Below are 12,432 nucleotides of genomic sequence, written 5' to 3'. Positions count from 1 at the left end.
AATCGTCGGCGTCCGCCGAACGGGATCGGATCACCCGACCGAGGTGAGCGCCGTCACGGGATGAAGACGGTCCGCACGCAGCCGTCCTCTTTGCGCTTGAAGATGTCGTAGCCGGTCTGGCCCTCGTCCAGCGGCATGGTGTGTGTCGCCAGGTGCTCGGTCTTGAGCTCGTCCTTCGCCATGCGGTCGAGCAGCATCGGGATGTACCGCTGACCGTGCATCTGCGCGCCGCGCACCGTCAGACCCTTGTTCATGAGCGCACCGAGCGGAAACTTGTCCACGAACCCGGCGAACACGCCGAGCACGAAGACGCTGCCGCCCTTGCGGCAGTTGTAGATCGCCGAGCGCACCGCCGCCGGGCGGTCGGTCTCGAGTCGCAGCTGCTGCTTCGTCTTGTCGTACACGTGCTGCGGGCCCGGCGTGTGCGCCTCCATGCCGACCGCCTCGATGCACACGTCCGGGCCCCGCCCGCCGGTGCGCTCGAGCAGCTCGGCCCCCACATCGGCGGCGGTGTAGTCGATCGTGTCGGCGCCGACGTGCCGGCGGACCATGTCGAGGCGGTAGTCGTACCGGTCGATGCAGATGACCTGTTCGGCGCCGAGCAGCAGCGCGGCGCGGGCGGCCATCTGCCCGACGGCACCGGCCCCCCAGACCGCGACCACATCGCCGGGGCGCACCCCGCCGAGGTCCGCGCCCATCCAGCCGGTTGCGGCCGAGTCCGACGCGAACAGGGCCCGCTCGTCACTGACCGCCTCGGGGACGCCGAACGCCCCGACGTCGGCGAACGGCACCCGGATGTACTCGGCGTGGCTGCCGGCGTTGCCGCCCATCGCGTGGGAGTACCCGAAGCAGCCGCCCGGCGCCGCGCCCCACAGGGCCTCGGTGATGTCCGGGTTGGTGTTGCCGTTGTCGCACAGCGAGTACTCCTCGCGGCGGCAGTACCAGCACTGCCCGCACGCGATGAACGACGACACGACCACCCGGTCGCCGATGCTGTGCTTGCGCACGCCCGGCCCCACCTCGACGACCTCGCCGAGGAATTCGTGGCCGAGGACGTCACCCTGGCGCATGAACGGGATGTACCCGCCGAGCAGGTGCAGGTCCGAGCCGCACGTCACCGAACGGCCGACCTTCACGATGACGTCGCCGCGGTTGCGGATCCGCGGGTCCGGGACCGTTTCGACGCCGACCTTGTTCACGCCCTGCCACACCAATGCCTTCACAGCCGGCCCTCCTCGAGTCCGTGCTTCGTCGCGTACGCCAGCGGCGCGGACCGCAGCGTCGGCTTCGTGGTCGCCGGTGCGTCCGGCCGGAGCACCTCACCGACCTCGGCCAAGGAACGCGCCTCACGCAGCGCCGCGCGCAGCCGCCGCACGCGCTCGCGATCGCCGCCGGACACAACCCGGGCTGCCACCTCCGTGCCCTTGTCCCCCGGCGCCGGCTGCACCCGGACCTCCACCGGGAACCCGAGCTCCTCCAGCGGCGGTGGCAGCGGATCGAGCTGCTCCAGCGAACAGTCGATGGTGACGCTGTGCCAACGGTCCGGTTCGGCGGCCCTGCGCCGCTTGGCGACCATGGCGGCGCCGGCGACCGCACCGGCTCCCACAGCGGTCAGGGCAACGGCGGCCGGCAACGGCCGCACCTGGAATCTACGCATGCGACCCGGCTACCCGGCACCCGGGCGGCGACACATCGAGCCGGATGAGCCGCAGCATGCGGCCTCCGCGCATGTCTGCACCGGGACCGGGTAGTCGGGCGAGTGATATCGGTCCGCACCGACGGAAGGGGCCCGATGGCCGCCAACGGTGATGCGCGCCCGGAGATCGTCGTGGGCCTGGTGGCCACCCCGCCCGACTATCCGGCCCAGGTGGTTGCCCGGCTCGCTGTCGAGTTGGCCGACCGGCTCGCCGAGCGAACGGACGCGGAGGTGCTGTGGACGGTCCGGGAAGGCTGGGGTGACGTGGCGCCGCGCCGCGACGGCGGCGCCGAGGCCCTGCTCGACGATCTCGGCCGTCGGCGCGCCGACGCCGGCTGGGATGTCGCGATCTGCCTGACCGACCTGCCGCTGCACAGCCACGGCGTGCCGCTGGTCGCGCACGTCTCCGCCCGGCGCCGGGTCGCGGCCGTGTCCTTACCGGCGCTGGGACTGCGCCAGCTGCGAGCCGTCCGCGCCGGGGTCCCGGGCCTCGTGAGCCGGCTGCTCACGGACGCCTCCGACGACCGGGTCGCGCCGGCCGGCTGGGCACCGGCGGCGCTCACCGGCCGGGTCGCGGCCATCCGCCGTGTGGTGGGCGTGGAGACCGCGGAGCTGAGCTATCTGGCTTCGCGGCTGACCGGCCGGGTCCGGCTGCTGTCCGGCATGGTCCGGGCCAACCGCCCCGGCCGTGCCCTGCTGGGCCTTTCCAAGCTCCTGGTCGGCGCGTTCGGTACGGCCGCCTTCGCGCTGACCACGAACACCATCTGGAAGCTGGGTGACACGCTCGGCGGGCTCCGCCTCACCGTGATCATGTTGATCGGGTTGACCGCACTGGTGACCTGGCTGATCGCCGCGCACGACCTGTGGGAACGGCCGGACGAGCGGACACCGGCCGGGGTGGCCCGGCTGTTCAACCTGGGCACTGTCCTCACGCTCACCCTGGCCACCACGGTGTCCTACGTCGTGCTGTTCACCGTCACGGTCCTCGCCGCGGGGCTGCTGATCGACACGTCCGTGCTGCGGGAAACCTTGCAGCGGCCCGTCGGTCTCACCGACTACCTGACACTCGGCTGGATCAACAGCTCGCTGGCCACCGTCTGCGGCGCGATCGGCTCCGGGCTGGAGGACGAAGACACGGTACGGGCCGCCGCATACGGCTACCACCCCGAACCCGGTGGCTGGCGGGATGAGCGGGACGCGTCATCCGGGAGGGGCCCCGGATGACGCGGGCGGCGCTCAAGGCTTGAGCACGACCCGCTCGCAGCGAATGGTTGTCGCTGCCGTCAGCTCCATTGACTCTCCTCTACGTACCCCCGAACCGCCCGGCGTTGCGCCGGTCTTCCGGGCCGCCGAGTACCCACCGCGTTATCGCCCAACCAAAGGCGTTGCTCGTCCTCACTCGTGGGGGGTCAGGTTCTCGAGGTGGCACAGCGCGACGATTGGACCGCACCACGATCGCGGCCGCCGCGACCCGCGCCGGAGGCGGTTGCGGAAATGGTGGTACGAGCACACCGCGGCGCGAACCGAGTATGTACTGAAGATCTCGGCCCATGTCCCGAGCCGGGACCGGCATCGACGAACGGGGAAACAGTCATGAAGGCAGTGGTGTACGAGGGGCCGCGGCAGGTGAAGGTCAAGGATGTGCCGGACGCGCGGATCGAGCGGCCGACCGACGTGCTGGTGCGGATTACGTCGGCGAACATCTGCGGCTCGGACCTGCACATGTACGAGGGCCGGACCGACTTCGAGCGCGGCCGCTGGTTCGGGCACGAGAACCTGGGTCAGGTGGTCGAGGTCGGCTCCGGCGTCGACAAGGTCCGCACGGGCGACTGGGTCGTCCTGCCGTTCAACATCGCCTGCGGTCACTGCAAGAACTGCGAGCGGCAGCTGACGAACTACTGCCTGACGGCCCAGCCCGAGCCGAACATGGCCGGCGCCGCCTACGGCTTCGCCGACATGGGCCCGTACGGCGGCGGCCAGGCCGAGTTGCTGCGCGTGCCCTGGGGCGACTTCAACTGCCTTCGACTGGGTGAGGACGCCGAACAGCGCCAGACCGACTACGTGATGCTCGCCGACATCTTCCCGACCGGATACCACGCCACCGAGATGGCCGGCGTCAAGCCCGGCGACCAGACCGTCATCTACGGCGCCGGGCCGGTCGGGCTGATGGCCGCCCTCTCAGCAACCATCCGCGGAGCCAGCAAGGTGATGGTCGTCGACCGGCACCCCGACCGGCTCCGCCTGGCCGAGTCGATCGGCGCGATCGCCATCGACGACTCGAAGGTCGATCCGGTCCAGGCCGTGCTCGATGAGACCATGGGGCTCGGCGCCGACAACGGCTGCGAGTGCGTCGGCTACCAGGCGCACGAGCCCAACGGCGAGGAACACGCCAACCTGACCATGAACCGGCTGGTCGCCTCCGTCCGCTTCACCGGCAAGATCGGCAACGTCGGCGTCTTCGTGCCCCAGGACCCCGGAGCCAACGACGAGCTGGCGAAACAGGGCAAGCTCGCCTTCGACTACGGCATGTTCTGGTTCAAGGGTCAGCACGTCGGCACCGGCCAGGCCCCGGTCAAGAAGTACAACCGCCAGCTGCGCGACCTGATCGCCGCGGGCAAGGCCGAGCCGTCCTTCATCGTCAGCCACGAGCTGCCCCTCGACCGCGCGCCGGAGGCCTACGAGCACTTCGACAGGCGGGACGACGGCTGGACGAAGGTCGTCCTGCACCCGGCGATGGCGGGGGCGGGTGCGTGACATGGCTGAGTTGCTGAACGGACGCCGCGTCGCCATCCTCGCCGCCGACGGTGTGGAGCGGGTCGAGCTGGAGCGGCCGCGGCAGGCGCTGCAGGAAGCCGGTGCCCGCACCGCCGTCGTCTCCATCGCCGCCGGCGAGATCCGGGCCCGCGATCGCGACCTCGACGACGCCGGCACCTTCACCGTCGACCAACTGGTCGGCACCGTCTCCGTCGACGACTACGAGGCGCTGCTCCTGCCCGGCGGCACCGTGAACCCCGACAAGCTGCGGATGGAACCGGCCGCGGTGCGGTTCGTCCGTGACTTCGTCCGGTCCGGCAAGCCGGTCGCCTCCATCTGCCACGGCCCGTGGAACTTCGTCGAGGCCGACGTCGCGCGCGGTCGCCGGCTGACCTCGTGGCCGAGCGTGCGCACCGACCTGCGCAACGCCGGGGCGGAGGTGGTCGACGAGCCGGTTGTCACCGACGGCAACATCACCACGAGCCGGTCGCCCGACGACCTGCCCGCGTTCTGCGAGCGCATCGTGCGGGAATTCGCCAAGGCCCCGGCGGCCACCGGCGCTGCGGGCCGGGCATAAGCTCGTCGAGCGTCCGCGACCACGACCGGGCGGCCCGTGTCGCCTGGGCGACCGGGTGGGACCTGGGCCACGGCGTCAATGCTCGGCGGGCGGGTGCCCGGCGGGTTCAGGAGCGGTGTCAGCTGGTGAGTGTGCTGATGAAGTCGCTGAGACCGGTGGCGACGTCGAAGGTGATGCCGGCGAGTTTGGCTCCGAGGACGACCGCCGCCTCGTGGTCACGGTTCAGGGCGATCGGGATGCAGGCCACGGCGATCAGCATGCCGAGCGTGGCCAGGCCGCCGCCCCAGGTGCCGGTGGACCGGGCGCGGCGGCTGGTGCCGGTGCCGATGAAGCAGGTGATGGCGGCGAGCCAGGCGGCCAGTTCGATGCGGTGGGAGGCGGTCGCGGACAGGGCGCTGATGCCGATGAGGAACACGGCGATGGCGAGGATGTTGATCGGGCGGCCGAAGGTGGCGTAGACGCGGACCGGGGTGCGGACCGGCATCCGGCGCGGGTGCACCACCTCCTCCATGGGCGGCTCCGGGCGGGTGCGGGGCAGGCGGCGGGTCGTGGGTTCGGGGATCGCCTCCGGCTCGGCGATCAGCTCCGGCTCGGGGCGCAGCCGTGGCCCGGGAACCGGTCGAGGCTCGGGGCGCGGGTCGTCGAGTGCCGGGGCGGTGCGGCGTGAGCCCTCAAGCGAAGCGTCCTCGAGCGAAGGGGCCTCAACCGCAGGGTCGTCGAGGCCGGAGGATCCGGGGCGGACCAGGCGTTCGGCGCGGCGGGAGGCACGGGGGAGGGCGATCGGGGCCGGCTCCGGGTGCCACAGCGCGCCCTCGGCCACCACCAGCTGCGGGTCCTCCAGGACCGTCGGCGGGACGCCCGTCGCGCGGTGCAGCAAGGTTGCCACGAGCGGGGTGCGGGTGGCGCCGCCGACCAGGAACCAGCCGGCGATGCAGTCCTCGCCCACGCGCGACTGGCGGACCGCGGACTGCGTCAGGGCCACCGTGCGCTCCAGCAGCGGCGTCGCGGCGGCCTCGAACTCCTCGCGGGTCAGCGGGGTCTCGGCGCCGTCGTGGCGGAAGATGGCCGAGACGTCGCGGGAGAGCGCCTCGCGGGTCTGACGGGCCTCGTCCCAGGAGGCCCGGAAGCGCTCGGCCTCGTCCGCGGGGGCGCCGGGGGCGAGGGTCAGCGGGGCACCGGCATGGCGCAGGACCAGCGCGTCCAGGTCCAAGCCGCCGATGTCGTCGGCGCCCAGGGTGGCCAGCTCGCGGAAGCCGTCGGCGGTGCGCTGCACGACGGCGGCGTCGAAGGTGCCCGCGCCGAGGTCGTAGACGACGACGCAGCGGCCGGGCTCCACGGCGTGGCCCAGGACGTCGGCGTAGTAGCGGGCGGCGGCGACCGGCTCGGCGACGAGAACCGGGGTGCCGAGGCCGGCCTCGGCGGCGGCCTCCAGCAGGACCTCGCGGCGGGCGGCGCCCCACGCGGCCGGGTGCGTGAGGGTCGCGGCCGGGCGGACGCCGCCCAGGGTGCGCGCGGCCTCGTCGGCGACGCGGCCGAGGACGGCGGCGAAGATGTCGGGCACCTGATGGACCCAGGTACCGAGGAGTACCTCACGGTCGTCGACGCGGCGCTTCGGGTGCGGCTCGAAGGCGCCGGGGTCGCGGTGGGAGGCGCGGACCGCCTCGCGGCCGACCTGCAGCCGGCCGTCGTCGTCGGACCAGACGGCCGAGGGCAGCAGCGGGGAGGAGTCGAACAGCAGCGGCCGGGTCCGCCCGTCGGGGTGGCGGACGACGGCCACCGTGCTCGAGGTGCCGAAGTCGATGCCCAGCCGGAAGTCGCTCACGCCGGAATCGTAGGGTCACCCTGTGTGATCACGGATCGGCTGAACTGGCCGCGGCGGGGTGCTCGGGTGCGATCCTCAAGAGCCGATCATCCAGGCACTTCCGGAGGACCGGCGGGCCCCGGTGGTGTGAAGCGAGTGTTCGCCGGGCGGGTAACCGGGCCGGACGCGGCATCGCCCAGCGCAGGAGGCACACTGACCGCGCGGGCGATCCAGCGCCCAAGGGGAGGGACACGACGTGACCGCTGCCCGCACCGGCTGCTCCCCCGCGTCGGCGCCTGTTCAACTGCTCGGTCAGGCCGGTTGAACACCGGCCGGCGGACTGGTCGCAGGACTCTTAACACTCGCGCCGCGGGCCGCCCGGATCACGGCCGGCGGGCTCCGCCGGCCAACAGCTCCGACCGCCGCCGCAGCGCCAGCTTGCGCAGGATCGCCGCCACGTGGTTCTTCACCGTGTTGGGACTGATCGACAGCAGCGACGCGATCTGCCGGTTGGTGCGGCCCTCCAGCACCGACCACAGGACCTCCAGCTCGCGGGGGGTGAGGTCGTCCCAGCCGTCCAGGCCGGGCGGCCGGCGCTCGTCCGGCGGGCCGAGCAGCCATTCGCGGTCCCCGCCCAGCGTCGCCGTGACGGCCGCGGCGAGCCGCTCGGGGCGCTCATGGGCGGAGACGAAGCTGTCCAGGCCGGCGAGGAAGCAGTACATCACGTCACGCCGGGTCCGAAACTCCGACAGTGCCAGCGTGTAGGGCGGCGACGGGAGCTGCTTGAGCTCGCGGCAGAGCCGCAGGCCGTCGCCGAACGTCGGCCGGTGCGGGTCCAGGATCACGAGGTCGACGTCGCCGGCACCGACCCGGCCGAGCGCCGGGTCGCGGTGCCCGAAGCGCTCGATGCCGATCGGGCCGGGCAGCTTCGTCAGCGCCGCCTCGACCCCGAACGCCGTCAGTGCCGACAGACCTACCAGCAGAATAGTCACGCGGTGCACCCGTCCCGTTCCGCCGACCGGCCGGCCGGACCATTTCGGACTATGCCTCGGCCGGGCCGATTGTGGTGACCGCGGGTGGATGCGGTCAACGGCACCGGTCGCGAGGATGAGACCCGTCGATGATCCATCGCCGAAGGGGAATGCATGATGAGTGTCTCCAACGAGCCCGACCTCGAGCTCGACGACCTGCCGGTCGACGTGTTCGACCTGAGCGACACCGGGCTCACGATCGACCTGCTGACCGAGGGCCACGGCATGGCCGAGCTGGCCGCGTCCTGCTCCGCCGCCGCGTATCCGTGCTCGTCCCAACCACAGTGAGGTCCGCATGACCATCTCACAGGAACTCGACTTCGAGCTGGAGAGCCTCCCGGTGGACGTGTTCGACCTGGCCGACAGCGGGCTCGTCGTCGAGTCGCTGACCTCCGGGCACGGCATGGCGGAGCTCGGCGCGTCCAGCACCTGTTGCTCGGTAACGGATCTGTGCTCTTGTAAGCCCCTCTGACCGGGGCACCCGGTCGTCTCGCGAAAGGGCCGCCATCCCATGACCACCGACTTCGTCCTGCCCAGTGGCGTCAGGGTCGCGTCGCCGGTGATCGTGCGGATGGCGGGCCTGCCGGCGCGGGCGCTGGACCGGCTGCGCTGCGCGGACTCCTTCGCACTCGCCGCCGACGTGGCGCGGCGGCGGGCCGGACTCGCCGCCGAGGGCACGGCCCTCTCCGACATCCTGCACACGGTCATCGGCGAGCATCCGGGCGCACCGGAGAAGCCGGCGCTCGTCGGGCTGCGCCGGGCCGTGTTCCAGGCCCGCCGGCCCACCACCCGCGAGTGGAACGCCGCGGTGACGGCGGTGCTCGGCCCCGGCCTCACCGGGCGGCTGGACCGCTGGATGTCCACTGTGGAGGAATGCGAGCGGCTGACGGCGCGGCTGCCGGCCCTCCTGGCCGAGGAGATCGAGGCCGGGTACACCGAGCTGCGGGCCGTCGTGGCCGCGCCGGCGTTCCAGCGGGCCCTGTCCCGGGCCAGCCCGGCCCTGTTCGCCGAGGCCGGCAAGTGGCTGGCCGACGAGGCGCACCGCCCGCGGCGGCAGTCCCTGGTCCGGCTGGTGAAGTACGTGGCCCGGGCGGCCGCCAAGACCAGCCCCTTCAGCACCTTCACCAGCAGCGGTGCCGCCCGCTGGGCGCCGGTCGGCCCGGACGCGTGGCCGACGGGGTCCGGCCCGGTCCGCGGTGTGCTGGAGCTCAACGGCTACCTCCTGCTCCGCCTGCGCGATGCGCTGCGCGCCGACCCCCGGCTGGTCGCGAGCCTGCCGTTGCGGGTCAACCCGAGCGCCACCGTCCACGGCGACGTCGTGCGGTTCCTCGGCCGCCCACCGGCCGAGCCGATCCTCTCGCTGCCGGCGACCCCGGCGGTCCGCCGATGCCTGGAGATCCTGGGCGGCGGCCGGGAGCACACCCCGGCCGGCCTGCGGACCCGGCTCGGCGGCGACCGCACCGGCGCCGCGGCGGTGGACCGGTTCCTCGACCGGCTCGTGGAGGCCGGCCTGCTGCACCGCGAGGTGCCGGTCGGCGACCAGGCCGCCGATCCGCTGGGTGCGCTGTCGCGCTGGCTGACCGGGCAGTCCGGGGCCGAGGTCGCCGACGCGACGGACCTGATCGACCGGGTCCGGTCCGGGCTGCGCGCCCCCGCCGCTGTGGACGACGTCGAGGATCACCTGGTCCGGCAGCGTGCGCTCACGGCGGCCGTCGGCGCGCTCAACGCCTGGACGGGCCGGCCCGCCGACGGGCCCGGCCCGGCCGAGTTCGACGCGGTGCACGAGAACGCGGTCATCGCCGGCCCGGTCGGCGCCCTGTCGATCCCCGGCTGGCGCCCGGCCCTGTCCGACCTGGACGTCGTGCGCCGCCTGCTCGGCCCACTGGACCCCGCGCTGCCGCTGCGGGTGTCCCTCGGCGAGTACTGCGCCGCCCGGTTCGGGCCCGGCGCCCGGACGCCGTTCCTGCTGTTGTACGAGGCGATGGCCCGGGACCTCGCCGGCACGACGGCACCGGAGCGCGGCGACGCCGTCCGCGATCTCGCGACGTTCGTGCGGGCCCCTCGCGACCTGGAGGCACCGCTCGCGGACAGCCACCTGCCGCGGCTGCGCGAGCTGGGACGCGTACGACAGGACCTGTGGCGGCTGCTGCTGTCCGCCCCGGCGCGCGACGGCGCCCGGCACACCGACCCGGCCGCGGTCCTGCGCCTCAGCGCCGGCTGGCCGCGGTGGATCACCGCACCCGCCTCGGTCGCCTGGTACGTGCAGGTCGTGCCGGGGCAGCCGGTACCCCGGCTGGTGGTCAACGCCGTGCACGGCGGCTACGGGCGCGGCCGGAGCCGGGCCCTGCACCTCATCCGGCAGGCCGAAGGGGCCACCAGCGGTGCACCGCCGGACCTGCCCCCGGCCGCCGCCGGCGGCCCCGTGCTCGCGGAGCTGAGCGGGATGTTCGGGTTCTCGCCCAACGTACGGCTGGCCGGCGCGCCCTACGAGATCGACTATCCGTTCACGGTGAGCGACCGCCCGGCGCGGGAGCGGATCGCGCTTGGGGACCTGACGGTCGTCCACGATCCGGTGTCCGGGCTGGCCCGGCTGCACGCGAACGGGCTCGGACCGCAGGTCCGGGCGCTGCACCTGGGCATGATGGCCGACGCGCTGCTGCCGCCGGCGGCCCGGATCCTGTCGCTGGCCTTCGGCGCCGGCCACTACCCGATCACCGGCATGCCGCAGCCGGCGTCGGCGCCGGCGGACGTGCTCGCCTACCCGCGGGTGGAGATCGGCCACGTCACGCTGCGCCGGGCGCGCTGGGTGGCGCCGACGCACCTGGTGCCGGTCCGTGACCGGGGCGAGACGGACGCCGGCTATTTGCTGCGGCTCGTGGCCTGGACCCGCTCGTGCGGCGTGCCGGACCGCTCGTTCGTGCGCGGCTTCGCGCCGCGGCTGTTCACCCCGTCGGCGGACTCGGCCGTGACGTGGGTGCTCGACAAGTCCCACAAGCCGGTCTACCTCGACCTCGCCAACTGGGCCATGGTCCTGGACTTCGAACGGATGCTCAAGGGGTGCGGCCCCGTCGTGATCTTCGAGGAGGTCCGGCCGGACCCGGCCGACGCGGGCACCGCGGCCGAAGCCGGCGCGCGGGTCGCCGAGTTCGTGGTGGAGCTGTCCGAGCCGGGGAGCGGCCGTGACTGACCGGGCCTCGCCCGAGTCGGCGTGGGTGAGTGTCCACATCTTCTACCGGGACGACCTGGACCGGCTGGCCGGCGACGCGCTCACGGCACTCGCCACGGAAGGGGCCTGAGCGACGTGGACTGGCGAAGGATCGACGTGTACTACTACGACCCGGACAAGGACCGGCTGATCCTGGAGGGTGTGCGCCCGCTCCTGCGCCGGCTGGCCGGCCGGGTCGACGGCGCCTGGTTCACCCGGCACTGGCGCCGGGGCCCCCATCTGCGGCTGCTGGTGTCGACCGGCGCGGCGACCTTCGACGAGGTGGTCCGCCCGGCCGCCGACGAGATCATCGGCGGCTTCCTGGCCCGGCACCCCTCGACGCACGTGCTGGACCCGGAGCGGGAACGGGCCGCCCATCAGCGCCTCGCCGAGCTGGAGCACGAGCAGGGTCCACTGTGGCCGTGGTTCCCGGACAACTCGCTGCGGGTGTCGGCCCACGAACCGCGGGAGGCGCAGCTCGGTGGCCCGGCCGCCGCCGAGCTGCTGGCCGACTTCTACGCGGGCACGAACGAGCTCGCCTTCCGGATGATCGAACAGGTCAGCGGCCGGAGCCGGCTGGCGCTGGCGTTCAACCTGATGATCACCACGGCGCACGCGCTGTCCAACAGCGACATCACGAGCGGGTTCGTGTCGTTCCGCTCCCACGCGGAGGCGTTCCTGCACGTCTTCCCCGAGGCCGACGGGCTGCGTCCCCGCTGGGACCGGCACTACCGCGCGCACGCGCCGGTGCTGCGGCGGCGGGTCGGCGCCGTCACCGCGGCGCTGGACGGCGGCGCGCCGGGCGTGCCGTTCGTCGAGGACTGGGTGCGGGCGCTCGCGCCGTACCGGATCAGCGGGGCCGAGCTCATCCGGTCCGGTGCCGTCGCGCTGCCGGCCGACCGGGCGACCACCGCCGCCGAGCTGCCCGACGTCAGCGCCTTCCACCGCCGCCTGTACACCAACCCCCGCTGGGCGCAGACGCGCGCGTCGGTGGACTTCCAGGTGTACCGGCTCATGCTGAACCTGACGTACCTGCACCTGACCCGGCTCGGCATCACGCCGGTCGAGCGGTTCCTGCTGTGTCACCTGGCTGCCAACGCGGTCGAGGAGGAGCACGGCATCCGCGCCATCGACCTCGTCGGCCCGCCGCCGGACCCGCGCGCCGAGGCGGTCCGATGAGTACGGCGATCGAGGAGCGGCTGAACCTGCGGCCCGGCGTACTCCTGGCCCCGTTCCTCGACGGCCGGCGGCGGTCGCACGACGATGGGCCGAGCAAGGCCCGCTGATCGTCGGGCGCCGATTTTTCGCATGGCACGAGATGGAACGGCGAATCTCATGACATCAATGCCGGGCTGTTCCGCGCCGGAT

11 protein-coding genes are annotated in these 12,432 nt (G+C 73.2%); 7 read left to right on the top strand and 4 right to left on the bottom strand.

The genetic code is table 11. The features are described from left to right. Positions 1-53 precede the first annotated feature (53 nt). Both ACIA8L_RS38045 and ACIA8L_RS38040 read right to left on the bottom strand, forming a co-directional pair. Positions 54-1,223, bottom strand: a complete 1,170-nt coding sequence (locus tag ACIA8L_RS38045) for a zinc-dependent alcohol dehydrogenase (protein ID WP_395912269.1) — start codon at positions 1,221-1,223, stop codon at positions 54-56. Then, positions 1,220-1,657 carry a hypothetical protein gene (locus tag ACIA8L_RS38040; protein ID WP_395912267.1) on the bottom strand — a complete coding sequence of 146 codons (438 nt, stop codon included), beginning with the start codon at positions 1,655-1,657 and terminating at the stop codon, positions 1,220-1,222. Before ACIA8L_RS38040 ends, ACIA8L_RS38045 begins: the two co-directional genes overlap by 4 nt. A gap of 135 nt (positions 1,658-1,792) precedes the next feature. On the opposite strand from ACIA8L_RS38040, the gene ACIA8L_RS38035 reads away from it, so the two are divergent. From ACIA8L_RS38035 to ACIA8L_RS38025, 3 genes are all read left to right on the top strand, one after another. Further along, positions 1,793-2,920: a hypothetical protein gene (locus ACIA8L_RS38035; protein WP_395912265.1), complete on the top strand. Its 1,128-nt coding sequence runs from the start codon at positions 1,793-1,795 to the stop codon at positions 2,918-2,920. A gap of 369 nt (positions 2,921-3,289) precedes the next feature. After that, complete coding sequence (locus tag ACIA8L_RS38030) at positions 3,290-4,450, top strand: glutathione-independent formaldehyde dehydrogenase (RefSeq protein WP_395912264.1); 1,161 nt, start codon at positions 3,290-3,292, stop codon at positions 4,448-4,450. 1 nt (position 4,451) lies between these two features. Then, on the top strand, positions 4,452-5,027 hold the full coding sequence (locus tag ACIA8L_RS38025; RefSeq protein WP_395912262.1) for a type 1 glutamine amidotransferase domain-containing protein: 576 nt from the start codon (positions 4,452-4,454) through the stop codon (positions 5,025-5,027). 118 nt (positions 5,028-5,145) lie between these two features. Here ACIA8L_RS38025 and ACIA8L_RS38020 read toward each other — a convergent pair whose 3' ends face one another. Both ACIA8L_RS38020 and ACIA8L_RS38015 read right to left on the bottom strand, forming a co-directional pair. After that, positions 5,146-6,849, bottom strand: coding sequence for an Hsp70 family protein (locus ACIA8L_RS38020; protein ID WP_395912260.1), 1,704 nt, complete (start codon positions 6,847-6,849; stop codon positions 5,146-5,148). Between the two features lie 362 nt (positions 6,850-7,211). Further along, on the bottom strand, positions 7,212-7,820 hold the full coding sequence (locus ACIA8L_RS38015) for a DNA-binding response regulator (protein ID WP_395912259.1): 609 nt from the start codon (positions 7,818-7,820) through the stop codon (positions 7,212-7,214). A gap of 153 nt (positions 7,821-7,973) precedes the next feature. Here ACIA8L_RS38015 and ACIA8L_RS38010 point away from each other — a divergent pair, with 153 nt between their 5' ends. The 4 genes from ACIA8L_RS38010 (at position 7,974) to ACIA8L_RS37995 (ending at position 12,243) form a co-directional block, all read left to right on the top strand. After that, complete coding sequence (locus tag ACIA8L_RS38010) at positions 7,974-8,147, top strand: thiomuracin/GE37468 family thiazolyl RiPP peptide (protein WP_395912257.1); 174 nt, start codon at positions 7,974-7,976, stop codon at positions 8,145-8,147. Between the two features lie 7 nt (positions 8,148-8,154). Then, a complete protein-coding gene (locus tag ACIA8L_RS38005; protein WP_395912255.1) occupies positions 8,155-8,331 on the top strand; it encodes a thiomuracin/GE37468 family thiazolyl RiPP peptide in 177 nt (58 codons plus the stop codon). A 39-nt stretch (positions 8,332-8,370) separates the two neighbouring features. After that, positions 8,371-11,046: a lantibiotic dehydratase gene (locus ACIA8L_RS38000; RefSeq protein WP_395912253.1), complete on the top strand. Its 2,676-nt coding sequence runs from the start codon at positions 8,371-8,373 to the stop codon at positions 11,044-11,046. Positions 11,047-11,160: 114 nt separating this feature from the next. Further along, positions 11,161-12,243 (top strand): thiopeptide maturation pyridine synthase, encoded by a 1,083-nt coding sequence (locus tag ACIA8L_RS37995; protein WP_395912251.1) that lies wholly within the window; start codon positions 11,161-11,163, stop codon positions 12,241-12,243. The last annotated feature ends 189 nt before the right edge of the window (positions 12,244-12,432 follow it).

Origin of the sequence: Dactylosporangium sp. NPDC051541 (assembly GCF_044454505.1) — a bacterium.
In the GTDB taxonomy this organism is placed as follows: domain Bacteria; phylum Actinomycetota; class Actinomycetes; order Mycobacteriales; family Micromonosporaceae; genus Dactylosporangium.
The sequence above is the reverse complement of the archived record's forward strand: the minus strand, read 5'-3'. Positions and strand labels throughout refer to the sequence as shown.

Excerpts from the sequence above, each read along its gene's own strand:
- ACIA8L_RS38040 (WP_395912267.1), bottom strand. The coding sequence starts at position 1,657 with ATGCGTAGATTCCAGGTGCGGCCGTTGCCGGCCGCCGTTGCCCTGACC.
- ACIA8L_RS38035 (WP_395912265.1), top strand. The coding sequence starts at position 1,793 with ATGGCCGCCAACGGTGATGCGCGCCCGGAGATCGTCGTGGGCCTGGTG.
- ACIA8L_RS38030 (WP_395912264.1), top strand. The coding sequence starts at position 3,290 with ATGAAGGCAGTGGTGTACGAGGGGCCGCGGCAGGTGAAGGTCAAGGAT.
- ACIA8L_RS38000 (WP_395912253.1), top strand. The coding sequence starts at position 8,371 with ATGACCACCGACTTCGTCCTGCCCAGTGGCGTCAGGGTCGCGTCGCCG.
- ACIA8L_RS38005 (WP_395912255.1), top strand. The coding sequence starts at position 8,155 with ATGACCATCTCACAGGAACTCGACTTCGAGCTGGAGAGCCTCCCGGTG.
- ACIA8L_RS38025 (WP_395912262.1), top strand. The coding sequence starts at position 4,452 with ATGGCTGAGTTGCTGAACGGACGCCGCGTCGCCATCCTCGCCGCCGAC.
- ACIA8L_RS38010 (WP_395912257.1), top strand. The coding sequence starts at position 7,974 with ATGATGAGTGTCTCCAACGAGCCCGACCTCGAGCTCGACGACCTGCCG.